This is a genomic window from Saccharothrix syringae, from assembly GCF_009498035.1.
In the GTDB taxonomy this organism is placed as follows: domain Bacteria; phylum Actinomycetota; class Actinomycetes; order Mycobacteriales; family Pseudonocardiaceae; genus Actinosynnema; species Actinosynnema syringae.
Map to the genome: position 1 here is coordinate 8831482 of NZ_CP034550.1, position 24308 is coordinate 8855789.

A 24308-nucleotide genomic window follows, 5' to 3' on the forward strand; every position below is an offset into this window, starting at 1 on the left:
CTCGAAAGAGTGAACGGCGTCAACGCCGCGGAAAGACTATTTGACACCCCGTCGCGGCTGATTTTAGTGTCGATCGGGCGAAGTCCCAAGGCGGTGCTTCGGCATGCGGAGGCGGCAGCATGACGATCTCACTGAACGGGTTGGCGCGACAGCGGGCGTTCCCCGGAGGCCCCAGCCCCCACGCGACGACGGGCGAGTACAGCTCGGCCCTGCAACTGTGGTCCACGATCCCCAACGAGCTGGCGGAGAAGATCGAGCCGCTGTCCGGGATCCTGGTGCGCGACGCGGTGCGCGAGATCCGCCGGGCGGTGCCCGCGTACGCGCAGCCGCTGGAGGGCAAGTTCCGCGAGGTGCTGGTCGGCGCGGTCGAGACGGCCATCGTGAAGTGCTTCGACCAGATCACCAAGCCCGACGCGACGCGGACCGACTGGAAGGACGTGCTGCGCCGCAGCGGGCGCATCGAGTACCTCGAAGGCCGGACCATGGACTCCCTCCAGACCGCGGTGCGGGTCGGCGCGCGGGTGGTGTGGCGGCACCTGAGCAGGCACGGGCGCGAGCTGGGCGTGCCCAACGACGCCCTGTTCACGGTGGCCGACGCGATCTTCGCGTGGGTGGACGAGCTGTGCCGGGCCGCGGTCGAGGGCTACGCAGAGGCGCAGGCCAACGCCAGCGGCGCGCTGGAGCGCAGGCGGCGGCAGCTGCTCAAGCTGGTGCTGGCCGACCAGCCGGCGTCGCCCCGGTCGATCGCGGACCTGGCCGCGACCACGGACTGGCCGCTGCCCGAGCTGGTCACCGTGGTGGCCCTGGAGTACCGGGAGGACCAGCACCAGCTCCCCTCGGTGACGCTGGGTCGCGACGTGCTGGTCGACCTGGAGAGCTCGACGCCGTGCCTGGTGGTGGCCGACCCGCGCGGGCGGGTGCAGCCCGAGCTGCGCGGTCGGCGGGCGGCGGTGGGGCCGACGGTGCCCCTGGCCGAGGCGCGGCAGTCGCTGGCCTGCGCCCGGCGCGCGCTGGGGTTCGTGCGGCGGGGCCTGCTGCCCGCGGCGCCCCTGACCTGGTGCGACGACCACCTGGCCACGCTGGCGCTGCTGTCCGACGAGTTCCTGGTGGGCCGGTTGAGCGAGCGGGCGCTGGCCGCGTTCGCCGGGCTGACGGTCAAGCAGCGGGAGCGGCTGGAGAGCACCCTGCTGGCGTGGCTGGAGACGCGCGGCGGGATCGGCGAGATCGCCTCCCGGCTCGACGTGCACCCGCAGACCGTGCGGTACCGCATGCACCAGCTGGAGGAGTTGCTGGGCGACCGGCTGTCCGACCCCCAGGAGCGCCTGACCCTGGAGATCGCCCTGCGCGCCCGCCGCCTCCTGGACCGGGACCGCGACAAGCGCCCCTGACCCCGCGCGTGTCCTCCACCCCGACACCGCGTGTCCTCCACCCCGACACCGCGTGTCCTCCACTCCGGCAGCGCGAGTCCTCCACTCCGACACCGCGTGTCCTCCGGTCCGACACCACGCCCCCCGTTCGAACCGCCCGGACGGGGGCCGCGCGGGTCAGCAGGTGGACCGGGCCGGGCGGCCGGCGAAGCGGGACTCCAGCCAGAGGAATGCCTCCGGGTAGGCGGCGACGGCACCGCCGACGTGGGTCGGGGCCAGGGAGGTGCTGAACTCCACCGTCGCGCCCCGGGCGCACCACTGCCGGACCATGGCGGCGCCCTGCCCGTAGGGGACGATGTCGTCCAGGGCGCTGTGGACGACCAGCACCGGGGCGCCGGGCGTGCGCACGCCGATCCGCTGCTCCTCCACGCGGGAGGCGTAGGGCTCCTCGGTCAGGTAGGCGGCCAGGGGGCGACCGTCGGCGGTCAGGTCGGTGGAGCGGCGGAACGCGTGGGCGACGACCGCCTCGGCCGTGCACTGCCGCCCGACCTCGGCCAGCAGCCGCCGACCGGCGTCGTTGAGCACGGCCGGGACGTCCAGCTCCGGGTAGGCCGCGTCCAGGCCCAGCAGCGCGTACCCCAGGAAGCCGGCCGCGTAGTGCCCGTCCAGGTTGCGGGCGACCACGCCCAGGTCGGCGGGCACGGCACCCGCGTAGGCGCCCTTGAGGTCCAGCTCCGGCGCGTACTCCCGGTACAGCTCGACGGCCGCCGCCGAGGCGCCGCCGCCCTGCGAGTAGCCGGCGATCGCGACCGGGCCGTCGTCGGGCAGGTCCGCCGCGGGCAGGCGCTGCGCGGCCCGCACCGCGTCGAGCACCGCGTACCCCTCGGCCGCCCGGTTCACGTAGGTGTGCACGCCGGGCGTGCCCAGGCCCTCGTAGTCGGTGACCACCACGCCGTAGCCGCGCGCCAGCAGCCCGGCGATGAACGGCCCCTCGTACTCGCCGCCCATCGCCAACTGCCGGGACGGCGCGCACTCGTCGGCCACGCCCTGCGTGCCGGGCGCGTAGCCGACGAGCGGGCGCGGTCCGGGACCGCGCCACGCCGCGCGGGGCGTGAGCACGGTGCCGCTGACGTCGACCGGCCGGCCGTGCGCGTCGGTGCTGCGGTAGAGGACCAGGTGGGCGGTGGCGGGGGCGCGCAGCAGCCTGAGCGGGTCGAGGAAGAAGTCCGAGGGCGCGGACCGCAGCACGTCACCGGGCGCGGGCTCGGCCCGTGACACCTGGGCACCGGCCTCCGCCGTGCCGGAGAACAGCAGGACCGCGACGAGCGCGGCGGCCCACCCCGGGTGAAATCGCATGGCCGCTCCTCGTCGATCCCGAGCCTTCGTTCCGGCGAATACCGCCGAACTCTGGCGCGGGCCGTTCGAGCAGGTCAAGCGGCCTGCGAATTCTTGTCACCGGCGCGCAAAAAGCGCGGCCGGAAATTGCGTCGGGAGTTCAGGTCAGGGGTTCAGCTCGTGGCCGGGCAACCCCGGGGTGGTGTTCCGCTCCTTCATCTCCGACTCGTACAGGTGCCGGATCCCGCCGGTCAGCCGGTCCCGCACCGCCCGCTCCCACTCCCGGAAGGTGCGGTAGTAGCCGTCGTCGTAGTCCTCGACGAGCTGGAACGTCCACCGGCCGTGGATCACGTTGCGCCCGACCAGCTCGGCCTCCAGGCCGTCGGCCAGCTCGTCGTGCCCGGCCTTGCGCAGCAGCTCCACCGCGCGCTGCGCCTCCGCGTCGGCCTTGCCGGTGAGCTGGTGGAAGGAGAACAGGTGCCCCCTGGCCCGTTCGGTGGTCTCCAGCGCCTCGGTCAACGCGCCCACCGCCTCGACGGTCGCGTCGTCCACACCGTCCGGTCGCCTGTTGTCAGCCCTCTGCATGACCTGGTGTTACCCGGGATCGGGCGGTCCTACCCCCGGTGCCGGTGAGCCGATCGCGCGAACCGGTTCACCCGGGTCGCCGCGCGCGCGTTGGGGCCTTCGGTCCTTTCGGGATCAGGACTTTGGTCCCTGATGCGGGGGCTTCGCCGTGCCGATGGAGAAGGGGCAGACGTTGGAGAGGTGTGGCTGATGCTTCTGGTGAGCTCGCGCAGTGCGGTGACCGTGACGCGGTACCTCGACGCGGTGCTGGAGCACCTGCGCGACGCGGGGGTGGTGGTGGCGAGGGTGGAGGTCGACCTGAGCCCCGGCGAGCCGTTCGAGGCCAGGCTGGTGACCGAGCGGGGTGCGGTGCTGAGGTGGCACGAGGAGCGCGGCTGGCACACGACCGCCGAGCAGTCGGCCGACCCCGTGGAGCCGGACCCCCGCTGAGGCGGACTCCCTGAGGCGGACCCCTGCTGAGCCGGGAGTTGCTGAGGCGGGAGTTGCTGAGGCGAGGGCTACTGGACCGGGGGTCCACCGGGCCGGGGTTTTCCCGAGCCGGGGTTTTCCCGGGCCGTGGTCTTCCCGGGCTGCCTCGGCAGGTGTGGTGCTGCTGTTGGCCGGCTACCTCGCGATCAACCTGCTCCGCACGGGATGGCAGCCGGCGCCGGGCAGTCCTCGCGGTGGCCCGCGCGGCCGATCGGGACCGCGGTGACGGGGTCGTGCACCAGCGCCCTCACCTGCCGCGCCTGGTCGCCTGCGCGACCAGCTCGGTCAGCACCGGCTTGGCCGAGGGGTGGAACGCGCCGGCGCGCACCACGCCCAGCGCCCGCTCCACCCGCACCGCGATCAGCCGCTCCACCCGCTCCCCGGCCCCGGTGGCGCGCACCGCCGCGCGCAGCCGCTCGGCCTGCCCGCGGTCCAGGTCCGGTGCGCCGAGCAGGGCGGTGATCACCTCCCGCTGCTCGGGCGTGGCCTGCTGCCGGGCGAGCGCCATGAGCACCGTGTGCTTGCCCTCGCGCAGGTCGTCCAGGGCGGGCTTGCCGGTGTCCCGCGGGTCGCCGAACACGCCCAGCAGGTCGTCGCGCAACTGGTACGCCTCGCCGACCGGCCGCCCGTACGCGCCGCACGCCCGCATCAGCGCGGCGTCCGCGCCGGCCAGGGCCGCGCCGATGCGCAGCGGCAGCTCGACGGTGTAGCGGGCGGTCTTGAGCCGGATCACCCGCCACGCGGCGCGCACCGGGTCGGCCGTGCCCCGCACCTTGCGCGCCAGGTCGAGGTACTGCCCGGCGATCAGCTCGATGCGCATGGTGTGCAGCAGGTCCCGCACCGCGACCATGCGCGCCGGGTCCACCTCCAGCTCGTCGAGCAGCTCGCCGGACCACCCGAAGCACAGGTCGCCGACGAGGATCGCGGTGTTCACGCCCAGCCGCTCGTCGCCGAACCGCTCGGCCAGCAGCCGGTGCACGGTCGGCCGCCCGCGGCGCAGCGCGGAGCGGTCCATGATGTCGTCGTGCACCAGCGCGGAGCTGTGGAACAGCTCCAGCGCCGCGCCGACGAGCACCGGGGCCGGGTCGGCGGGCGAGCCGCCCGCGGCGAGGAAGCCGGTGTGGCAGAACAGCGGCCGCAACCGCTTGCCGCCCGCCAGGAACTCGCGCAGCACCTCCACCAGCGGCGGCAGGCACGGGTCGGGCGCGGCGCGCGCCTTGTCCTCCAGGAAGCGGTCGAGCACCGCGTCCACCCCCGCGCGGACCCCGTCCAGGTCGGTCCGCACGGCTTCGATGACGGTCATGGTTCCTCCACGGGCGCGATCGTGCCGGGGATCGGCGGGAGCACGCGGTGGGGAACGGACGCTTCCCGGCTCCCTGAAGCTAACACCGCAGCGCGCGGTCGGCCGGGCGCGCGGCGCGCGACCCCGGTCGAGCCCGTCGCCGGAATCCGCCGCCGGCGCTTTCCGCCACCGCGACGCGCCCCACCACGTGGCCAGGAGGTGAGCCGGCACGCTGCGCAGCGTCACATCCCCCCAAAGCCCGGGACCAAGCGCACACGTCCGTGTGGCAGAGTCCGCCCCCTTAGCGTGAAACACGCCGACCCGCTTGAACCGTCCCAGGTCGTCCGGCACCTTCACCTCACCCGCTCCCGTCGGGAACCCCGCTGCCGCACCAGGAGCGCCCCCATGACCGACACCGTCCCCCGCACCCGAACGCCGCCCCACCCGGTCCCCGACCTGCCCGACCTGTCCCCCGACGAGCTGGACGGGCTGGCGCGCGCGGTGCGGGGCCGCCTGGTGGACGTGGTGACCCGCAACGGCGGGCACCTCGGGTCGAACCTGGGCGTGGTCGAGCTGACCCTGGCGCTGCACCGGGTGTTCCGGTCGCCGCGCGACCGCATCGTGTTCGACACCGGCCACCAGTCCTACGTCCACAAGATGCTCACCGGGCGCGCGGGCGCGTTCGACGACCTGCGCCGCGAGGGCGGCCTGTCGGGCTACCCCAGCCGGTCGGAGTCGCCGCACGACCTGGTGGAGAACTCGCACGCGTCCACCGCCCTGTCCTATGCGGACGGTCTGGCGCGCGCGGCGCGGCTGCGCGGCGAGCACGACCGGCACGTGGTGGCGGTGGTCGGCGACGGCGCGCTCACCGGCGGCATGGCCTGGGAGGCGCTGAACAACATCGGCGCCGGCGACCTCCCGGTCGTGGTGGTGCTCAACGACAACGGCCGCTCCTACTCGCCCACCGGGGGCGCCGTGGGCGCGCACCTGGCCGCGCTGCGGGCGGGGCGCGCGTCGAGCGCGTTCGCCGAGCTGGGGCTGCGCTACCTGGGCCCGGTCGACGGGCACGACGTGGCGCGGGTGGAGGAGGCGTTGCGCGCGGCCAAGGCGTTGCGGCGCCCGGTGGTGGTGCACTGCGCGACCCGCAAGGGCAAGGGGCACCCGCCCGCGGAGGACGACCCGATCGACCACATGCACGCGGTGGGCTCGCCCGCGTCGCCCCGCGGCCCGGGGTGGACGTCGGCGTTCGGGCGGCACCTGCCGACCCTGGCCGACCGGCACCCCGACCTGGTGTGCCTGACCGCGGCCATGCTCCACCCGACCGGGCTGACCGCGTTCGCCGAGGCGTTCCCGGACCGGGTGGTCGACACCGGCGTCGCCGAGCAGCACGCGGTGACGTGCGCGGCGGGCCTGGCCATGGGCGGGCTGCGGCCGCTGGTCGCGGTCTGCTCGACGTTCCTCACCCGGGCGGTGGACCAGGTGCTGATGGACGTGGCGCTGCACCGCCTGCCGGTGACGCTGGTGCTGGACCGCGCCGGGGTCACCGGCGAGGACGGCCCCTCGCACCACGGCGTGTGGGACCTGGCGCTGCTGCGCGTGGTGCCCGGCCTGCGGATAGCCGCGCCGCGGGACGGCACGCGGCTGCGGGCCCTGCTGGACGAGGCGGTGGCCGGCGACGGGCCGAGCGCGGTGCGGTTCCCCGAGGGCGCCCTCGGCGCGGACGTGCCCGAGGTCGAGCGGGTCGGCGGGGTGGACGTGCTGCACCGGTCGTGGCGGCGGGACGTGCTGCTGGTGACCGCGGGCGCGCTGGCCGCCGACGGGGTCGCCGCCGCCGTGCGGCTCAACGGGGAGGGCGTCGGTGTGACGGTGTGCGACCCGCGGTGGGTCTCGCCGGTCGACCCGGGGCTGGTGGAGCTGGCCGCCGGGCACCGGGTGGTGGCGTGCGTGGAGGACGGCGTGCGCGGTGGCGGGGTCGGCGAGGGCGTGGCCGCCGCGCTGCGCGCCGCCGGGCTGCGCCAGCGGGTGCTGGTGCTGGGCCTGCCCAACGAGTTCCTGCCGCACGGCGCGCGTGCCGACATCCTGCGGCTGCACGACCTGGACGCGGCCGGGATCGCCCGCTCGGTGACCCGCTGCCTGGCCGGGGGCTTCACATGACGGCGGCGAACACCGGGCCCGCCCACCCCCCGACCGGAACCACCCACCCGGCCGCCCACTCCCCGGCCGCCCACTCCCCGGCCGCCCACTCCCCGGCCGAGGGCGTGGCGTGACGGCGGTCGGGGGTGGGGCGTGACCGCCACCGAGACCTCCGTCCGGCTCCGCCCGTCCTACTGCCCCGTCCCCGAGGCGATCCACCCCCGCGCGGCCGAGCTCGAACGGGACGCGCTGGCCTGGGTCGACCGGCTCGGCCTGGCCGCGGACGAGGAGCAGTTCACGCTGCTGCGCCGCACCAGGAGCGCGGAGTTCTGCGCCCGGTTCGCCCCGCACGGCGACTACGAGGGCCTCCGGCTCGCGGCGCGCTGGGTGTACTGGGGTTTCCTCTTCGACGACCGGCGCTGCGACACCGGGCGGTTCGGCGACGACCCGCACCGGTTCCCGCGCATGGCCGGCGCCGTGCAGCGGGCCATGGACGCCCCGTGGTCCGACCCGGGGGACGACCGGTACGCGCGGGCCGTGCAGGACGTCGTGCGCGGCATGTACGGGCTGCGCACCCCCACGCAGGCGCGGCGCTTCACCGAGGCCCACCGCGCGTGGCTGTTCTCGGTGACCTGGCAGGTCGCCGTCCGCGCCCTGCGGCACCTGCCCGACCTCGACGAGTACACCTCCCTGCGCCTGCAGAGCGCGGGCGGCGGGCCGACGATCGCGCTGCTGGAGATCGCCAACGGCCCCGAGGTGCCCGGCGCGGAGATGGACTCGCCCGCGGTGCGGGCGCTGACCGAGATGGCGATCACGGTGGCGTCGTGGGACAACGACTTCCAGTCCTACCACCGGGAACGCGCCGAGGACCCCGCCTACCCGAACCTGATCACCGTGCTGGCCCGCGACCGCGGGCTGCACGCCGACGTGGCGGCGGAGGAGGCCACCCGGCTGCGGGACCGCGTGCTGACCCGCTTCCTGCGGCTGCGGGAGGCCGTCACCGCCCGGCCGGTCAGCGCGGCCCTGCGGCTCTACCTGGACGGCCTGGGCCACGCCGTCCGCGGCAACCTCGACTGGGGGTTCCGGGTGCCCCGCTACCGCGGCCTGGTGGTGCCGGGCTGGACCGACGAGCCCGCCGACGACGACCCGTCCCCGCTGCCGATGCCCTCCATCGCCTGGTGGTGGGACGACCTGTGAGCCCGAGGGGGCACCGCGCACCGCCCGACCGCCTCCCCGGTGACGCGCACCCCACCGCGGGGCGGGGGCCGGCCTGCCGGAGAATCCCCCTGACGAACGGGGGGGCGGGATGGGACGGGCACCGGTGGCGGTCGTGACGGGTGGCAACCGGGGCATCGGGCGGGAGGTGTGCCGCCAGTTGGCCGAACTCGGCCACGACGTCGTGCTGACCGCCCGCGACCCCGCGCGGGCCGAGGCGGTCGCCGGTGAGCTGGGCGTCGACCACCACCAGCTGGACGTCACCGACGACGGGTCGGTCGCCCGGCTGGCCGACCACCTGGCCGGGCGGTACGGGCGGGTCGACGCGCTGGTGAACAACGCGGCCGTGCACTACGACTCCTGGCAGCGCGCCTCGTCGGCCGACCTGCGGGTGGTGCGCGAGGCCGTGGAGACGAACTTCTACGGACCGTGGCGGACGGTGCTGGCCCTGCTGCCGCTGCTGCGGGCGGCGCGGCACGCGCGCGTGGTGAACGTGTCCAGCGAAGCCGGGTCGCTGGCGTCGATGGGCGGCGGCACGCCCGCCTACGGCACGTCGAAGGCGGCGCTGAACGCGTTGACGCTGATGCTGGCCGCGGAGCTGCCGGGGATGCTGGTCAACGCGGTGTGCCCGGGGTGGGTCGCCACCGACATGGGCGGGCCCGGCGGGCGGCCGGTGGAGCGGGGCGCGGCGAGCGTGGTGTGGGCGGTGACGCTGCCCGACGACGGCCCGACCGGGGGTTTCTTCCGCGACGGCAGGCGGATTCCCTGGTGACCCGTTCGGGTACTCGTGCCGCATGAAGCGGCGCATGGGTGTGGTGGTGGCGGGCCTGGTGCTGTTGGCGGTGGCGGCCCTGGTGTCGGTGTTCGTGGTGCTGCCCAGGTTCGGCACGGACACCATCGACCGCAGCCAACCGGCGTTGTTGCAGTCGTTGCGCGACCTGAGCCAGTACCACGCCGCGGCCGGCGACTTCCAGGTGGTGCTCGACATCGAGCACGACGTCCGCTTCGTGCCGTCCGCGCTGGCCGGCCAGCGGACCCTGTTCGTGGCCGCGGGCACGGTCAACGCCTACGTGGAGTTCGGCGGGCTGGCCGAGGACGCGCTGAAGGTGTCGCAGGAGGCCAAGACCGTGGAGCTGGCGCTGCCGGCGGCCGTGCTGGACAAGCCGAACCTGGTGCAGGAGCGGTGTTACGTGTTCGCCCAGGAGCGGGGGCTGGTCGACCGGCTCGCGTCCCTGGTCGAGACGCAGGACCAGCAGCCGTTCTACGTGGCCGCGGAGCAGAAGATCTCCGACGCGGCGCGCGAGTCCGGGCTGGTCGGGCGGGCCGAGGAGAACACCCGCAAGATGCTGACCGGCATGTTCGGCGCGCTGGGCTACCAGGTGATGTTCACCGGCGCGACCTCCGACTGACGGCGGCCGGGCGGCCGGAGGGCCGCTGAACGGCCGCCGGCCCCGGGCCGCAGGCGCGCGGGAACATCGCGGTGAACGCACACCACCGGAGGTTCGCGCATGCCCGCCAGTCGACGTCGCCTGGTCCTGTCCGCCCTCGCCGCCGTCCTGACCGCACCGACCGCCACCGCCGCACCGGCACCGGCACCGGCCGCGTTACCCGCACCGGTCGAGTTGCGCCCCCTGCCGGGGGACGCGACGACCTTCGCCACCGACGTGAACGAGACCGGCGTGGTGGTCGGCTTCTCGACCACCCGCGGGTCGCTGTCGCCGCGCCGCGCCGTGCGCTGGGACCGGTCCGGCGCGCCCACCGACCTCGGCACGCTCGGCGGCGCGGTCGGCACCGCGAACGCGGTCGACGAGCGGGGCACCGCCGTCGGCCACGCCCAGGACGCCGACGGCACGGTGCGCGCCGCCCTCTGGGACCCCACCGGGCGGGTGCGGGACCTCGGCGCGCTGCCGGGCGCCACCACCAGCCGGGCCGAGGAGATCGGCGGCGACGGCACGGTGGCGGGCGTCTCCGACACCGGGGGCCGCGGTCAGCGGGCGGTGCGCTGGGACCCGGACGGCCGGATCACCGAGCTGCCCACGCCGCCGGGCACGCTGGGCAGCTGGGTCAACGCGGTCAACGACGTCGGCGGCATCGTCGGCGGCGCGTACACCGAGGCGGGGATGGTCGCGCTGCGGTGGGACCGCGACGGCCGGGTCACGGTGCTGGCCGGCCTGGGCGGCGAGGCGCACAACGCGGTGGCCGTCGCGGACGACGGGACCGCCGTCGGGCAGTCGGCGTCCGTCCCGGTGCGCTGGGACCGGGAGGGACGGGTGAGCGCGCTCTCCGCCGAGGCGGGCATCGCCACGGCGGTCAACGCGCACGGGGTCGTGGTCGGCGGGGTCGGCGGGCGGGCCGTGCGCTGGGACCGGTACGGGCGGGCCACCGACCTGGGCGCGCTGCCGGGTGGCGGGGGCAGCCACGCGGTGCACGTCAACGACCGGGGCGTGGTGGTCGGCGCGGCGGCCGACCGGCCGGTGCGGTGGGACCGCGGGCGCGGCCCGGTCGAGCTGCCCGCGCCGGCGGGTGCGGTGGCCGGCAGCGCCGGCCGGGTGACGGCGTCCGGCCTGGTCATCGGGGACTTCACGCTCGTGGGCGGCGGGGCTCGCGCCGTGCTGTGGGGGTAGGGCCGCGAGGGGGCGGACCAGGGCCGGGGCGGGCGTAGACTCCAGTCCCGATGAGGCGCAAGCTCCGGCCACCGCTCCCCCAGCGCCACGGCCTCGACCCCGCCCGCCTGCGGCTGCCCGCCGAGGGCCCCTGGGCGACCATCCGCGACCACCTGGTCGACCGGCTGCCCCGGGTGGCACCGGAACGGATAGACGCCATGCTCGCCGAGGGCCGCGTCCACGGCCTCGACGGCCCGATCGCCCCGGACGCCGCGTTCGCGCCCGGCACCTCGGTGTGGTTCCACCGCGACCTGCCCGACGAGACCCCGGTCCCCTTCGGGATCACCACCGTGCACCGGGACGACGCCATCCTGGTGGTCGACAAACCGCACTTCCTGGCCACCATCCCGCGCGGCAGCCACGTGGTGGAGACCGCCCTGGTCCGGCTGCGGCGCGACCTGGGCCTGCCGCACCTGAGCCCGGCGCACCGGCTCGACCGCGTCACCGCCGGGCTGGTCATGTTCGTGGTCGACCCCGCCCTGCGCGGCCGCTACCAGCTGCTGTTCAAGGACCGCCTGGTGCGCAAGGAGTACGAGGCGATCGCGCCGCACCGCCCGGACCTGGTGCTGCCGCGCCGGGTGACCAGCCGGATCGTGAAGGTCAAGGGCGTGATCACCGCGCAGGAGGTGGAGGGCCCGCCCAACGCCGAGACGCACGTCGAGCTGGTCGAGCACCGCGGCGGGTGGGGCCGGTACCGCCTGCTGCCCGCCACGGGCCGCACGCACCAGCTCCGGCTGCACATGGCGTCGCTGGGCGTGCCCATCCGCAACGACGACTTCTACCCCGTGCTGCGGGACAAGCCGCTGGACGACTTCACCGACCCGCTGCAGCTGCTGGCGAAGGTGCTGGAGTTCACCGACCCGGTGACCGGCGAGCACCGGCGCTTCACCAGCGGGCTGCGGCTGGAGCTCTAGCCCAGGTACCCGAGCATCTGGGCGATCTGGGCCGTGCGCGAGTCGAAGATCCGGTTAGCCAGGTCCTTGGCCTGCGGGTTGAGGCCGCCCTCCCGCTCCAGCTTGGCGATCTCCACCGCGTTGTGCTGGTGGCCGATGAGCAGGTTCAGGAAAGCCTTCTCGAACTCGGCGGGCGCGGTGGCGGCCACCTCGGCGATGGCCTCCGGGCTGGTCGAGTGGTCACCGCCGTGGTGGGCGTGCAGCCCCGGGTCGTCCCCGGCCGACTCGGGCCGGCCCCAGTCGGCGAGCCACTGGGTCATCGAGTCCACTTCGGACAGCTGGGTCACCTCGATGGCGGCCGCCAGGGTCCGGACCTCCTCGCGGACCGGGTGGTCCTTCGCCAGGCGCACGATGTCCAGGCCGGTGCGGTGGTGCGGCACGGCCATCTGCAGGAACATCACGTCGGTCTCGTTGTGCTCGGCGCTCCGCGCCACCGTGGAGGCGGTGGGCGGCGGCGGTGCCTGCGCGGCCGGCGCGCCGGAGCCGCACCCGGCGACCAGCAGCAGGCCCGCCAGCAGGGTCGTGAGGCGTCGCAAGGTCGTCCTCCTCGAAAGCCGAAGGCCCGCCCGCACCGTGCAGGGCGGTGCGGGCGGGCGGTTTCACCGGGTCAGAGCCTCTGCCACAGGGACGCGGTGTTCGGCGGCTCCCAGCCCACGAGGGACGTGTGGGCCTGGATGCAGCGGTAGCTGACACCGCCGTAGGTCACCTGCGAGCCGACCGAGTACGCCGTGTTGGGCGCCCACGTGCCGCCCACCGGGGGCTGCGTGGTGGTCGTGGTCGGGTTGCTGGTGGTGGGCGGCGTGGTGGTGGTCGTGGTGGGCGGGGTGGTGCCGCCGCCACCGACCTGCAGGTCGACGCACGAGTAGAACGCGTTCGCCGTGTCGGCGACGTTCCAGATCGCCAGCAGCTTGATCCGGCCGGTCCGACCGCCCAGGCTGACGTTGTGCGTCACGGTGGCCGCGGGCTGGCGGCCGCCGTCGTTGAACTCGGCGATCTTGCTGCCGCCGATGAAGTACTGCCACGTGCTGGTGGCGTGGCGGGCGGTGAGCGTCCAGTTGAACGTCACGTTGTTGCCCACGCTCGTGGTCGGCCACGGCCGGCTGTCGTCGTTGAGCGGGGCGAACCCGGCGACGCCGGCGTGGCAGTTCTGCTGGCCCTTGGGGCCCTCGACGCTCTGCGGCTCGTAGACGATCGGGCCGCAGTTGGAGATGCGGCCCTGGGCGCACATCGCCTGCCGGCTGGGCGGCGAGGAGATGTAGCCGTGCGCGCTCGCGCTGCCGGCCGAGGCGATGACGATCAGCGGCGCGACGGCGGTGCCCGCGAGCACCGCGGCGAGCTTGCGTTTGACGCTCATGTGCATCCAGCTCCTTCGGAGGAGACGGCAGGGGTCTCCTGTGCAGGGTCCATGTCCGCGGCGGCCGGATCTGCGGTCCGTCATGAGGGGGTGACGTACCGCAACGTGGTCTAGACCATAATTCGAAACGTCATCCGGGTCAAGGCGGTGAACCGGGTGGCTCAACCCCACGTACCCCCCTTTGTGAACGGACACACCGGCAGGAGGTCCACCGCCCTGGCCGCGGCGGTCGTCGTGGCGGCGCTCGCCGCGCCCGCGCCCGCCGTCGCCCAGCCCGCCTCGGACGCGCTGGCCGAGTACGAGCGGCTGTCCCGCGAGGCCGAGCGGCTGCACGAGGAGCACCTGGAGGCGCAGGAGGAACTCGCGGCCAAGCGGGGCGAGCTGGACCGCGCCACCGCCGACCTGACCGAGGCGGCCAGGCTCGGCGAGACCGCCAGGGCCGACGAGGAGGCGTTCCGGGGGCGGGTCGACCTGCTCACCGAGGCCACGTTCCAGGGCGCCCGGCTCGACGGGCTGTCGGCGCTGCTGGTCAGCGGGTCGCAGCAGGACTTCCTGAACCGGATGAGCGCGCTGGGCGTGCTCGCGGCCGACAGCGAGGAGGCGCTGGGCCGCCTGTCCGCGGCCGTCGACTCGGCGGAGCTGGCGCGCACCGGCGCCCGGGACGCGCAGCAGCGCGCCGCCGCCGCCACCGGCGAGGCCGAGCGGCTGGTGGCCGAGCTGGCCGAGCGCGAGTCGGCGGCGCAGCGCCAGGTCTCGGACGCGCGGGCGCACTACCGCTCGCTCAGCGCGGCCGACAAGGCGACGCTCGCGGCGCCCGGCGACACGTCGGCCGTCGCCGTGCCCGCGGGCGCCGCCGGCGCCGCGCTCCGGTTCGCCCTGGACCAGCGCGGCGAGCCCTACGTGTTCGGCTCGAACGGGCCGGACTCCTGGGACTGCTCCAGCCTCACCCAGGCCGCCTACCGGGCGGCCGGCGTGAGCATCCCGCGCACCACCTACACCCAGGCGACGGTGGGCCGGGCCGTGTCACGGGCGGAGGTCCAGCCCGGTGACCTGATCATCTACTACGCCGGCCAGTCGCACGTGGCGATGGCCGTGGACGGGGTGCGCGCGGTGCACGCCTCGACCGAGGGCGTGCCGGTCAAGATCGCCGACATCGACTCGATCGGGCCCATCAGCACCATCCGCCGCGTGGTCGGGTGACCCGGCGGGGAGGGCGGCCTCCCCGCCGGGTTTCCCACGTCAGCAGTACAGGTTGTTGCCCGCGGGCACGCCGAGGACGCCCACGAACCGCTGGTAGGCGTCGACGCGGCTCTGGACCTGCGCCGGGTTGCGCCCGCCGCACTCCAGCGAACCGTTGATGCTGCGGATGGTCTCGCCGAAGCCGTAGCCGTTGACCATCGCGTTGTGCGGGGTCATGGTGCCCGGCCCGCTCTGGGTGTTCCAGTACCAGAGGGCGGTCTTCCAGGCGACCGAGGCGTCGTTCTGCACCAGCCACGGGTTGGTCAGCAGCGGCAGGCCGAGCGCGTCACCGGCCGCCTTGTAGTTGAAGTTCCAGCTGAGCTGGATGGGCCCGCGGCCGTAGTACGCGGCCTGGCCGGCGGGGCAGCCGTAGGGCTGGCTGGTGTCGCAGTAGTGCGGGTAGTTGGCCTGGTTCTGCTCGACGACGTGCACCAGCCCGCCGGTCTCGTGGTTGGCGTTGGCCAGGAACGCCGCGGCCTCCTGCTTGCGGACGGTGTCGCTGCCGGTCTTGGCGAAGCCCGGGTACGCGCCCAGGGCCGCGGTCAGGCCGGCGTAGGTGTAGAAGGGGTTCCGGTTGGGGAACATCTGGTTGAACTGCGCCTCGCTGACCACGAAACCGCTGTTGTTCGGCGGGGTGGTCGTGGTCGTCGTCGGGGTCGAGCCGCAGTTGTAGGGCTCCCAGTACCAGGTGCTGATGGTGGGGTCGTAGCCCGGGTTGTCGTGCTCGGCGATGTAGTACTGGCCGTTGGTGTAGCGGACGATGCTGCCCGCCGGGTACCACTGGCCCTGGACCCAGTTGGGGTGGTTGCAGGTCGGCGGCGGCTCGCTGCCACCGCCGCAGGTGCCCTGGTCGGCCCAGACCGCGGCCGAGCCGGGGGTCTCGTTCTGGGTCCACCACTGGGCGCGCCAGTTGTGGCCGTTGTGCGACGCGGTCATGCCGCCGGTGTAGACGGCGGACGGGCTCCAGGCGGCCGCGCAGGCCGCGGCGGAGGCGGAGTTGGCCACGAAGACGGTCAGTGCCGCCCCGACCACGAAGGCGACCGCGGCCGCCAGTACGCGGAATCTCGACACGTGATCACTCACTTCCGGTGCTCAGCGCCCTCTAACGGAACTGGGCGACAACTCAACCGGAAATGGTCTACACCAGTCAAGGTGTAAGGTGAGCGCTTTCCACGTTTGTCCGCTCTTCTGTCCACCTCCACGCGCCCCGACCGCGGTGCGGTCTAATGGTGACGTGCAGTGGACCCGTTACTGGCGGGCGGTCGACCGCCCGGTCGAGGCGATGCACGCGCACTTCACCTCGCACCGGTACCACCGGCACAGCCACGACGCGTACTCCTTCGGCGTGACCGAGGAGGGCGCGCAGTCGTTCCGCTGCCGGGGCGGGGCGCACACCAGCCCGGCGGGCAGCGTGGTCGCGTTCAACCCGGACGAGGCGCACGACGGCTACCCGGCCACCGAGCAGGGCTTCACCTACCGGATCATCCACATAGGACCGTCACTGGTCGCCGACCTGCTGCCGCGGCTGCCGCTGTTCCGCGACCCGGTGCGCCACGCGCCCGCGCTCGCCGACGCGCTGCGCGACCTGCACACCGCCCTGCGCGTGGGCACCGCGCTGGCCCGGGACGAGCAACTGGTGCGGACCGTGCACGCCATGGCGTCCCACGTGATGCCGCTGGACGTGCGCGTGGCGGACGGCGACCCGTCGGCCGCCTTCGAGCTGGTGGAGGCGCACTACCTGGAGGACGTGCCGGTCGAGGCGTTGACCGGGGCGACCGGCCTGAGCCGGTTCGCGCTGTACCGGGCGTTCCGGTCCCGGTACGGGCTCTCGCCCAGCGACCACCAGCGCCAGCTCCGGCTGCGCCGGGCGCGGGCGCTGCTGTCGTCGGGCGTGGCGCCCGCGGCGGTGGCGGCGGCGACGGGGTTCGCGGACCAGGCCCACCTGACCCGCTGGTTCCGCCGGTGTTACGGGATCACGCCGGCGGTGTACGCGCGGGCCGGGGGTTCTTGAGGGTCCCGGTGCGGACCACAGGACTACTGCGGCGGCGTGCGCACCGCCCTCACGTAGACCACCACCTCCGGCCGCACCACCAGCCGGTGACCGTCGGCGCACCCCGGCCGCAGGGTGCGGGCGACGGTGTCGACGAGCGCGGGATCACCGGTGGCCTCGGTGGCCACCACGTGGTGGTGGCGGTCGTCGACCGGCAGCCCGTCCGGCACCACCGCGCGGACCGCCAGCACCTCCCGGACCCGCGCCGCCACGTCCTCCGGCAGGTCCGCCACCACCCCGGCCAGGCCGCGCACCAACGCCTCCCGGCGCCGGGTCGTCCGGTGCGGCACCTCGGTCGCCGCCGCCCCGAGCAGCGCGGCGGCGACCAGGAGGGCGAGCGCGGGCCCGACCCGCGCCGGTCCGGCGGCGGGCACGGACACCGCCGCCCACCAGCCGTCCGGGGTGGTGGCCGAGCCGATCACCCCGCCGTCCGCGGCCAGCGACGCCACCGCCGCCCGATCGAGGTCGCCGACCACCACGACGACCCGGTGGTCGGCCTCGCGGCCGGGCGGTCGGCCGGGGCGGGCGGGCGGCTCACCGGGTCGGGCGGGCCGAACCACGACCGCGCGGGCCTCCCCGGGCAGCACCCGGTCCACCGCCCCGACCACCCCACCGGCATCGGCACCCCTGGCGGCGGTCAGCACGGCGGCGGCGACAGCCCGCGCGTCGTCGACGGGCACGGGTGGTACCAGCACCGCGCGCAGGGCCAGGAAGGCCCCCAGCGCGGTCGACACGACCAGTGCGCAGGCGATCGCGTTCCTGCGGTCGCTCACGTGGTTCCTCCCCGCGACGGCTACGGGTGTAGTCGGCCATCGAGAGCCCCGACCCGTGAGCCGTACGGGTGAATCGACGCGACGCATCCGGCGCTTGACGCGCCGTGGTCAGGCGGTGCGGAGCAATGGCTTGGGCCATTCGACGGTCGCCCGATCGTCGGTTGATCCCCACACTGTTGCCATGTCGCACATCGACCTGGGCAACGACCTCCCCGGCATCGCCGGGCTCACCGCCTACCGCCCGGAGACCGGGCGACCCATCAGCGAGCTGGTCGAGGTCCTGCTCCGCGGGCCCGGCGGGCTGCCGCGGGGTGAGCGCGAGCTGATCGCCGCCCACGTCTCGGAACTGAACAGCTGCACCTTCTGCGCGTCCTCGCACGCCGCGTTCGCCGCCGCCCAGCTGCCCGCCGACCACGTGCGGTCGCCCAAGCTGGACGCGCTGCTGGCGATCGCCGCCGCCGTCGTGGAGAGCGGTCGGGCGGTGACGCCCGAGCTGGTCGCCAAGGCCCGGGAGAACGGGGCGACCGAGGCGGAGGTCCACGACACCGTGCTGATCGCCGCGGTGTTCTGCATGCTGAACCGGTACGTCGACGGCCTGGGCACGTGGGCGCCCGACGACCCCGCCGCCTACGCCGCCATGGCCGACCGCATCGTCAACCACGGCTACACCGCGCCCCGCTGACCCCCGCCGCCGGTGCGGCCCCGTCGCCGGTGCGGCCCCGTCGGCGGGGCCGCACCGGCCCGTCACGCCGGCACCCGAAAAGTCCGCCGATAGGCGTCCGGCGACACGCCGAGTTCCGCGCGCAGCCGCCGGCGCAGGTTGGCCGGCGTGCCCAACCCCGCCCGCTCCGCCACCCGGTGCACCGGCAGGTCCGTGGTCTCCAGCAGGCGCTGCGCGAGCAGGACCCGCTGCGACCTCAGCCACCGCCCCGGCGTGCTGCCGGTCTCGGCGAGCCACGCCCGCTGGAAGGTGCGCTCGCTCAACCCGGCGTGCCCGGCCAGGTCGGTCACGCCGATGGGCGCGGCCAGCCGCGCCACCGCCCAGTCCGCGGTGGCCGCCAGCCCGGCCCGGCCGGTGCGCGCCGGCAGCGGCGGTTCGACGTACTGGCGCTGCCCGCCCTCGCGGGCCGGCGGCATCACCAGCCGGCGGGCCAGGGCCGCGGCGGTGTCCGCGCCGTGCGCCCGCCGCACCAGGTGCAGGCACAGGTCCAGCCCGCCCACCACGCCCGCCGAGGTGAACACCCCGTCACCGGTGTAGAGCACGTCCCGCAGCACGCGGGCCCGGGGCGCGGCGCGGACCAGGTCGTCGAGCAGCCGCCAGTGGGTGGTGGCCTCGCGGCCGTCGAGCAGGCCGGCCGCCGCCAGGGTGAACGCACCCGAGCACAGCGCCGCCACCTGCCCGGGCAGCGAGCGCAGCGCGCGCACCACCTCCGGCGGCACGGGCGCGGCCGGGTCGGCCCGCCCGGGCACCACCACCAGGTCGCACCCGCGCAGCCCGGACAGCCCGTGCGTCGCCGGGACGCGGCCCAGCGGCGAGACCGGCACCGACGCCCGGTTCGGCGCGCACACCCGCAGCTCGAACGGCCCCACCCCCGAGTCGGCGCGGTCCACGCCCCACACCTCGCCGACGACGGACACGTCGAACAACCGGGTCCCGGGCAACAGCAGCAGGCCGACCACGCGCATGGCGGGAAAGTACCGCGTCGCGCCGGTCCCGCCACTCCCCGCCGGCGCCTCCCGACCAGCAGGCTCAACGCCGTGAACAGCGCACTCATCCTGATCGACGTGCAACGCGGCTTCGACGACCCCTCGTGGGGCAGGCGCGACAACCCCGACGCGGAGGCCAACATCGCCCGCCTCCTCGCGCACTGGCGGGGCCCGCTGGTCCTCGTCCGGCACGACTCCGCCAAGCCCGACTCGCCCCTGCGCCCCGGGCAGGACGGCAACCGGTTCAAGCCCGAACTCGACGGCGCCCGACCGGACCTGGTGTTCGGCAAGCGGGTCAACTCCGCCTTCCACGGCGAGGTCGACCTGCACGCGTGGCTGGGCGGGCGCGGGATCACCGACCTCGTGCTCGCGGGCGTCCAGACGAACATGTGCGTGGAGACGACCGCGCGGGTGGGCGGCAACCTCGGCTACCGCGTGCGGGTCGTGCTCGACGCCACGTTCACCTTCGACCTGGAGGACCTGACCGCCGGGCAGCTGTCCCGGGCCACCGCCGCCAACCTGCGCGGCGGCGGGTTCGCCGAGATCGTCCGGACCGACGACGTGGTACACCCGGACAACTGACGCCCCCGGCGGAAGCGGAACCCCGAAGGACGGGCGGCCCGGCCGGACCCGCGCGCGCCACCGGCCGGCCGCTCCCCCGCACCACCGGCCGGCCGCACCCGCGCACCACCGAGCGGACCGGCCCCGACGCACCCGCCTGACCCGCCCCGACGGCCTCCCCGCACCCCACCGGCGGCGCCGCCGAACGAGCGGCGGAACCCAGCGGAACCGGTTCCGACGAGTTCGCACGCTGCGTGACCTCAAGTTAACCCCAGGTCAAAATCAGTCTTGTGAATGTGGGCGCGGTCACCCTAGAGTTCTGGGAGCGCTCCCAGGGAGCGCTCCCAGAAGCGTCGTCAACCGTCAGAGCAGACGGAGGAGACCCAGTCCATGAGATCGCTTCCCCCTCCCCGGTGGCGCCGTCGGGCCACCGCGGCCCTCGCACTAGTGGCGGTGAGCGGCGCGCTAGCGTCCGGTACGGCCCACGCCGCCGACTACGAGCGGCTGGTCAACGGAACGTTCACCGGCACCCTCGACCCGTGGTGGGCCGGTACCGGCGTCTCCAACCGGCTGGTCAACGGTGAGCTGTGCGCGACCGTGCCGGGCGGCACGGCCAACCCGTGGGACGCGCTGATCGGCCAGAACGGCGTGCCGTTCGAGGCCGGCCAGTCGTACACGATGAAGTTCGACGCCTACGCCGCGACCCCGCAGCCGATCACGGCGAACCTCGGCGAGGCGGTCAGCCCGTACCGCGGCATCGCCTCGCACACCGTGCAGCTGACGACCACCAAGCAGTCGTTCAGCTTCACGTTCACCTCCGCGCTGGACTTCCCCGACGCGGGCAACGGCCAGGCGTCGTTCCAGCTCGGCGGCCAGGCGGCGAGCAACACGGTCTGCGTGGACAACGTCTCCCTGGTCGGCGGCGTGGTGCCGCCCGGCGGCGAGCTGCCGCCGACCAAGAAGGTCCAGGTCGACCAGGTCGGGTACGTGCCGGGCCTGCCCAAGCAGGCCACCCTGGTCTCCAGCGCCACCACCGCGCAGACGTGGACCCTGAAGAACTCCGCCGGCACCACCGTGGCCACCGGGCAGACCACCCCGAAGGGCGTGGACGCCGCCTCCGGCGACCCGGTGCACCTGATCGACTTCTCGTCGTTCAACACGGTCGGCACCGGCTACACGCTGACCGTCGGGACCGACACGAGCTACCCGTTCGACATCGGCACCGACGCGTTCTCCAAGCTGCGGTACGACTCGCTGGCGTACTTCTACCACAACCGCAGCGGCATCGAGATCCAGGCGCAGTACGTGGGCGACGCCTACGCCCGCCCGGCCGGCCACCTCAACGTGGCGCCGAACCAGGGCGACAACAACGTGCCCTGCCTGGCCACCATCACCTGCGGCTACAACCTGGACGTGCGCGGCGGCTGGTACGACGCGGGCGACCACGGCAAGTACGTGGTCAACGGCGGCATCTCGGTGTGGCAGCTGATCAACGCCTACGAGCGCGCCAAGCTGATCGGCGACGCCTCCGTCCTCGGCGACGGCAAGCTGCGCATCCCCGAGAGCGCCAACGGCGTGCCGGACATCCTGGACGAGGCCCGCTGGGAGGTCGAGTTCCTGCTGAAGATGCAGGCGCCCAACGGGATGGTCCACCACAAGATCCACGACCAGAACTGGACCGGCCTGCCCCTGCTGCCGCACGAGGACCCGCAGCTCCGGCGCCTGTCCGACACCAGCACGGCGGCCACGCTGAACATGGCCGCGGTGGCCGCGCAGGCCGCCCGCGTGTGGAAGACGATCGACCCGGCGTTCTCGGCCAAGGCGCAGGCGGCGGCCGTGAAGGCGTACGCGGCGGCCAAGGCGAACCCGAACAAGATCGCCGACCCCAACGACGGCACCGGCGGCGGCTCCTACAGCGACTCGAAGCTGACCGACGAGTTCTACTGGGCCGCGGCGGAGCTGTTCACCACCACCGGCGAGTCCTCCTACCGGTCCGACCTGACCGCGTCCCCGCACTACAAGGGCGCGAGCCTGGACGACCGCGGCTTCGACTGGGGCTCCACCGGCCCGCTGGGCGACATCACGCTGGCCCTGGTGCCCAACGGCCTGCCGGCCGCGGACGTGGCGGCGATCAAGGCCGCGTTCGTCGCGGTCGCGGACAAGCACCTGACCCAGATGGCGTCCCAGGGCTACCCGGCGCCGTACAAGACGACGACCGGCGACTACGACTGGGGCTCGAACGGCCTGGTCGCCAACAACACCTCCGTGCTGGCGCTGGCGCACGACTTCACCGGCCAGGCCAAGTACCGCGAGGGCGTGTTCCAGGCGCTGCACTACTTCCTGGGCCGCAACCCGACGTCGTACTCCTACGTCACCGGCTACGGCGAGCAGCCGGTGAAGAACGTCCACCACCGGCACTGGGCCAACCAGCTCGACCCGGACCTGCCGACCGCGCCCCCCGGCGCGCTGTCCGGCGGCCCGAACAGCGCGCTGCAGGACCCGGTCGCCGCGCGCGTGCTCCAGGGCTGCAAGCCGCAGAAGTGCTTCGTCGACCACATCGAGGCGTACTCGGTCAACGAGGTCACGATCAACTGGAACTCGGCGTTCGCCTGGGTGGCGAACTGGGCGGCGGAGAAGGTCACCACGGCCCCGCCGGTCGACACCACCGCGCCGTCCCAGCCCGGCGCGCCCACGGCGTCCGACATCACCGCCACCGGCGCCAAGCTGACCTGGGCGGCGTCGACGGACGCGGAGAGCGGCATCGCCGGGTACGACGTGGTCTCGATCGAGAACACCACCCAGCGGGTGCTGGCCACGGTCACCACCCCGTCGGCCACGCTGACCGGCCTGACCCCGAACACCGCCTACCACCTGGCGGTGGTGGCGAAGAACGGCGCCGGGCTCAAGTCGCAGTCGGTCGCCACGACCGTGCGCACCAAGACGGCCGACCCGGTCGACTACTGCCGGGTGGTCGCGCGGGTGACGTCGTGGAACGGCGGCATGTCGGCGAACCTCACCATCACCAACACCAGCGGCCAGGCGTGGAACAACTGGAAGCTGGAGTTCACCCTGCCGGGCACCCACAAGATCAGCCAGGGCTGGTCGGCGACCTGGTCGCAGTCCGGCCAGGCGGTGACCGCGACGAACGCGCAGTGGAACGGCAACGTGCCCGCCGGCGGTTCGGTGCAGCTCGGTTTCAACTCCGCGGGGTCGGGCTCGGGCGAGCCGACCGACTACCGGGTGAACGGGCAGCCCTGCACCAGGGGCTGACCCGCTGAAGACCCGCGGTGGGCGCTGCTGCTCCGGCGCCCACCGCGGCCCTCCGCCACCGGCCGCCGGGCCATCCCACGAACCCCCGGCGGCCGGTGGCCCTTTTCCGCCCCGGAAAACCGCTCCCCCGGTCCCCCACCGCTCTGCTCCACTGATCATCGTGACGTCGATGTGGGTGGGCGAGCGGGTGCGGCTGCGCGGGGTCGAACCGGAGGACTGGGAGGCGTTCATGCGCTTCTCCGGGCACAGCGGGGACATGCGCGCGGTGGACCGCGTGTACCCGCCCCGGTCCGCTGCCGGGCACCGCGAGTGGGCCCTGGCGCGGGCCACCGCCGCGACCGGGGGCGACGAGTTCACCCTCGCCGTGGAGGCGGGCGGCGTCGTGGTCGGCAGGGTGAGCACGCACAACGCCGACCAGCGGGCCGGGCGCTTCGGGTACGGCATCGGCATCGGCCACGAGTACCAGCGGCGCGGGTACGCGGCCGAGGCCGTGGGGCTGCTGCTCGACTTCATGTTCGCCGAGCGCCGCTACCACAAGTGCGAGGCGGGCGTGTACGCGTTCAACGGGCCCTCCCTGGCCCTGCACCGCAAGCTCGGCTTCCGGGAGGAGGGCCGGTTGCGCGACCACGAGTTCTCCGCGGGCCGCCACCACGACATGGTCCTGTTCGGCGTCCTGGCCGACGAGTGGCTCAGCCCCCGGCGGTCCTGAGCAGCGCCAGCAGCTCCTCCGGCGCCTCACCCACCACGTCGTGCCCGATGGGCAGCCCCACCGCACGCCACGAGGGGTCGTCGCGCAGCCGCGCCCACGTCGTGGCCAGCGGGCTGTCCGGGAACCGCTCCGCGAACAGGTAGAACCGCTCGGTCACCTTGTCCACGGCACCGGTCAGCGAGGCCCGCTGCAGCATCGTCGCCAGCGGGTGGGGCGTGGCGCGCGGGTCGAAGAACGGCAGCGGCGGGAACGCGAACCCGTCACCCGAGGCGCCCTCCACGTACCACTCGCGCCACCTGCCGTGCGCGATGTCGTAGCCCGACTCGCCGTCGCGCGGCACGAACGCGTCCAGGTACACCAGCGCCTTCACCCGATCGGGCAGGCGGTCGGCCACCACCGTGATCACCATGCCGCCGTAGCTGTGCCCGACCAGCACCACGTCCGACAGGTCCCCGACCAGCGCCAGCACCTCGGCCACGTGGTCCTCCAGGTTCACCCGACCGGTGCTCGGGGTCGGCGCGTGCACCTCGTGCCCCTCGGCGCGCAGCCGGGAGGCGATCGGGTCGTAGTACCAGCCACCGTGGCAAGCCCCTGGGATCAGCACGTAAGTCGTCATGAATCCCACGTTAAGTACCCTTTAGGAC

General features: G+C 74.4%; 23 protein-coding genes. 14 read left to right on the forward strand and 9 right to left on the reverse strand.

Translation table 11 applies throughout. The features are described from left to right. Positions 1–119: 119 nt before the first annotated feature. Positions 120–1388, forward strand: a complete 1269-nt coding sequence (locus tag EKG83_RS36695) for a PucR family transcriptional regulator (protein WP_084715985.1) — start codon at positions 120–122, stop codon at positions 1386–1388. Positions 1389–1544: 156 nt separating this feature from the next. Here the strand turns inward: EKG83_RS36695 and EKG83_RS36700 are convergent, their stop codons facing one another. Continuing rightward, on the reverse strand, positions 1545–2723 hold the full coding sequence (locus tag EKG83_RS36700) for a lipase family protein (RefSeq protein WP_033427935.1): 1179 nt from the start codon (positions 2721–2723) through the stop codon (positions 1545–1547). A 144-nt stretch (positions 2724–2867) separates the two neighbouring features. After that, positions 2868–3287, reverse strand: a complete 420-nt coding sequence (locus EKG83_RS36705) for a hypothetical protein (RefSeq protein ID WP_033427936.1) — start codon at positions 3285–3287, stop codon at positions 2868–2870. A 189-nt stretch (positions 3288–3476) separates the two neighbouring features. On the opposite strand from EKG83_RS36705, the gene EKG83_RS36710 reads away from it, so the two are divergent. Continuing rightward, a complete protein-coding gene (locus EKG83_RS36710) occupies positions 3477–3716 on the forward strand; it encodes a hypothetical protein (RefSeq protein WP_153278689.1) in 240 nt (79 codons plus the stop codon). Positions 3717–4002: 286 nt separating this feature from the next. Here EKG83_RS36710 and EKG83_RS36715 read toward each other — a convergent pair whose 3' ends face one another. Further along, positions 4003–5058 (reverse strand): polyprenyl synthetase family protein, encoded by a 1056-nt coding sequence (locus EKG83_RS36715; protein WP_033427938.1) that lies wholly within the window; start codon positions 5056–5058, stop codon positions 4003–4005. Positions 5059–5442: 384 nt separating this feature from the next. On the opposite strand from EKG83_RS36715, the gene EKG83_RS36720 reads away from it, so the two are divergent. The 6 genes from EKG83_RS36720 to EKG83_RS36745 all read left to right on the forward strand — a co-directional run bounded on the left by EKG83_RS36720 (position 5443) and on the right by EKG83_RS36745 (position 11962). Beyond that, positions 5443–7191 carry a 1-deoxy-D-xylulose-5-phosphate synthase gene (locus EKG83_RS36720; RefSeq protein WP_033427939.1) on the forward strand — a complete coding sequence of 583 codons (1749 nt, stop codon included), beginning with the start codon at positions 5443–5445 and terminating at the stop codon, positions 7189–7191. 132 nt (positions 7192–7323) lie between these two features. Then, entirely contained in the window at positions 7324–8367 is a 1044-nt protein-coding gene (locus tag EKG83_RS36725) for a terpene synthase family protein (RefSeq protein WP_033427940.1), read from the forward strand. A 133-nt stretch (positions 8368–8500) separates the two neighbouring features. Continuing rightward, positions 8501–9157, forward strand: coding sequence for an SDR family NAD(P)-dependent oxidoreductase (locus tag EKG83_RS36730; RefSeq protein ID WP_248782338.1), 657 nt, complete (start codon positions 8501–8503; stop codon positions 9155–9157). A gap of 22 nt (positions 9158–9179) precedes the next feature. After that, entirely contained in the window at positions 9180–9794 is a 615-nt protein-coding gene (locus EKG83_RS36735) for a DUF4230 domain-containing protein (protein ID WP_033427942.1), read from the forward strand. A 99-nt stretch (positions 9795–9893) separates the two neighbouring features. After that, positions 9894–11009 (forward strand): hypothetical protein, encoded by a 1116-nt coding sequence (locus tag EKG83_RS36740; RefSeq protein ID WP_033427943.1) that lies wholly within the window; start codon positions 9894–9896, stop codon positions 11007–11009. A gap of 50 nt (positions 11010–11059) precedes the next feature. Further along, positions 11060–11962, forward strand: coding sequence for a pseudouridine synthase (locus EKG83_RS36745; protein ID WP_033427944.1), 903 nt, complete (start codon positions 11060–11062; stop codon positions 11960–11962). Here EKG83_RS36745 and EKG83_RS36750 read toward each other — a convergent pair. Both EKG83_RS36750 and EKG83_RS36755 read right to left on the reverse strand, forming a co-directional pair. Next, a complete protein-coding gene (locus EKG83_RS36750) occupies positions 11959–12537 on the reverse strand; it encodes a DUF305 domain-containing protein (RefSeq protein ID WP_228122350.1) in 579 nt (192 codons plus the stop codon). The two genes, EKG83_RS36745 and EKG83_RS36750, sit on opposite strands and share 4 nt — an antisense overlap. Before the next feature lie 71 nt (positions 12538–12608). Continuing rightward, positions 12609–13355, reverse strand: a complete 747-nt coding sequence (locus EKG83_RS36755; protein ID WP_033428072.1) for a lytic polysaccharide monooxygenase — start codon at positions 13353–13355, stop codon at positions 12609–12611. Positions 13356–13538: 183 nt separating this feature from the next. On the opposite strand from EKG83_RS36755, the gene EKG83_RS36760 reads away from it, so the two are divergent. After that, positions 13539–14555 carry a C40 family peptidase gene (locus EKG83_RS36760; protein WP_033427945.1) on the forward strand — a complete coding sequence of 339 codons (1017 nt, stop codon included), beginning with the start codon at positions 13539–13541 and terminating at the stop codon, positions 14553–14555. A 39-nt stretch (positions 14556–14594) separates the two neighbouring features. Here EKG83_RS36760 and EKG83_RS36765 read toward each other — a convergent pair whose 3' ends face one another. Beyond that, entirely contained in the window at positions 14595–15665 is a 1071-nt protein-coding gene (locus tag EKG83_RS36765; RefSeq protein ID WP_033427946.1) for a glycoside hydrolase family 19 protein, read from the reverse strand. A 163-nt stretch (positions 15666–15828) separates the two neighbouring features. Between EKG83_RS36765 and EKG83_RS36770 the strand changes: the two genes are divergently transcribed. Continuing rightward, entirely contained in the window at positions 15829–16605 is a 777-nt protein-coding gene (locus EKG83_RS36770) for an AraC family transcriptional regulator (protein ID WP_228122351.1), read from the forward strand. 23 nt (positions 16606–16628) lie between these two features. Here the strand turns inward: EKG83_RS36770 and EKG83_RS36775 are convergent, their stop codons facing one another. Further along, a complete protein-coding gene (locus EKG83_RS36775; protein ID WP_033427948.1) occupies positions 16629–17417 on the reverse strand; it encodes a hypothetical protein in 789 nt (262 codons plus the stop codon). Between the two features lie 181 nt (positions 17418–17598). On the opposite strand from EKG83_RS36775, the gene EKG83_RS36780 reads away from it, so the two are divergent. Continuing rightward, positions 17599–18099 carry a carboxymuconolactone decarboxylase family protein gene (locus EKG83_RS36780; protein WP_033427949.1) on the forward strand — a complete coding sequence of 167 codons (501 nt, stop codon included), beginning with the start codon at positions 17599–17601 and terminating at the stop codon, positions 18097–18099. A gap of 62 nt (positions 18100–18161) precedes the next feature. Here EKG83_RS36780 and EKG83_RS36785 read toward each other — a convergent pair whose 3' ends face one another. Then, the gene (locus EKG83_RS36785; RefSeq protein ID WP_033427950.1) at positions 18162–19103 is read right to left on the reverse strand and encodes a GlxA family transcriptional regulator; all 942 of its coding nucleotides are present in this window, start codon (positions 19101–19103) and stop codon (positions 18162–18164) included. Positions 19104–19175: 72 nt separating this feature from the next. Between EKG83_RS36785 and EKG83_RS36790 the strand changes: the two genes are divergently transcribed. The 3 genes from EKG83_RS36790 (at position 19176) to EKG83_RS36800 (ending at position 23664) form a co-directional block, all read left to right on the forward strand. Then, positions 19176–19706: a cysteine hydrolase family protein gene (locus tag EKG83_RS36790; RefSeq protein ID WP_033427951.1), complete on the forward strand. Its 531-nt coding sequence runs from the start codon at positions 19176–19178 to the stop codon at positions 19704–19706. A gap of 432 nt (positions 19707–20138) precedes the next feature. After that, positions 20139–22955: a glycoside hydrolase family 9 protein gene (locus EKG83_RS36795; protein WP_228122352.1), complete on the forward strand. Its 2817-nt coding sequence runs from the start codon at positions 20139–20141 to the stop codon at positions 22953–22955. A 169-nt stretch (positions 22956–23124) separates the two neighbouring features. Then, entirely contained in the window at positions 23125–23664 is a 540-nt protein-coding gene (locus EKG83_RS36800; protein ID WP_228122974.1) for a GNAT family N-acetyltransferase, read from the forward strand. Here the strand turns inward: EKG83_RS36800 and EKG83_RS36805 are convergent. Then, positions 23645–24280, reverse strand: coding sequence for an alpha/beta fold hydrolase (locus EKG83_RS36805; protein WP_033427954.1), 636 nt, complete (start codon positions 24278–24280; stop codon positions 23645–23647). The genes EKG83_RS36800 and EKG83_RS36805 overlap by 20 nt on opposite strands. Positions 24281–24308: the final 28 nt, after the last annotated feature.

Excerpts from the sequence above, each read along its gene's own strand:
- EKG83_RS36715 (WP_033427938.1), bottom strand. The coding sequence starts at position 5,058 with ATGACCGTCATCGAAGCCGTGCGGACCGACCTGGACGGGGTCCGCGCG.
- EKG83_RS36800 (WP_228122974.1), top strand. The coding sequence starts at position 23,125 with ATGTGGGTGGGCGAGCGGGTGCGGCTGCGCGGGGTCGAACCGGAGGAC.
- EKG83_RS36780 (WP_033427949.1), top strand. The coding sequence starts at position 17,599 with ATGTCGCACATCGACCTGGGCAACGACCTCCCCGGCATCGCCGGGCTC.
- EKG83_RS36755 (WP_033428072.1), bottom strand. The coding sequence starts at position 13,355 with ATGAGCGTCAAACGCAAGCTCGCCGCGGTGCTCGCGGGCACCGCCGTC.
- EKG83_RS36720 (WP_033427939.1), top strand. The coding sequence starts at position 5,443 with ATGACCGACACCGTCCCCCGCACCCGAACGCCGCCCCACCCGGTCCCC.
- EKG83_RS36705 (WP_033427936.1), bottom strand. The coding sequence starts at position 3,287 with ATGCAGAGGGCTGACAACAGGCGACCGGACGGTGTGGACGACGCGACC.
- EKG83_RS36740 (WP_033427943.1), top strand. The coding sequence starts at position 9,894 with ATGCCCGCCAGTCGACGTCGCCTGGTCCTGTCCGCCCTCGCCGCCGTC.
- EKG83_RS36735 (WP_033427942.1), top strand. The coding sequence starts at position 9,180 with ATGAAGCGGCGCATGGGTGTGGTGGTGGCGGGCCTGGTGCTGTTGGCG.
- EKG83_RS36805 (WP_033427954.1), bottom strand. The coding sequence starts at position 24,280 with ATGACGACTTACGTGCTGATCCCAGGGGCTTGCCACGGTGGCTGGTAC.
- EKG83_RS36745 (WP_033427944.1), top strand. The coding sequence starts at position 11,060 with ATGAGGCGCAAGCTCCGGCCACCGCTCCCCCAGCGCCACGGCCTCGAC.
- EKG83_RS36710 (WP_153278689.1), top strand. The coding sequence starts at position 3,477 with ATGCTTCTGGTGAGCTCGCGCAGTGCGGTGACCGTGACGCGGTACCTC.
- EKG83_RS36700 (WP_033427935.1), bottom strand. The coding sequence starts at position 2,723 with ATGCGATTTCACCCGGGGTGGGCCGCCGCGCTCGTCGCGGTCCTGCTG.
- EKG83_RS36695 (WP_084715985.1), top strand. The coding sequence starts at position 120 with ATGACGATCTCACTGAACGGGTTGGCGCGACAGCGGGCGTTCCCCGGA.
- EKG83_RS36785 (WP_033427950.1), bottom strand. The coding sequence starts at position 19,103 with ATGCGCGTGGTCGGCCTGCTGCTGTTGCCCGGGACCCGGTTGTTCGAC.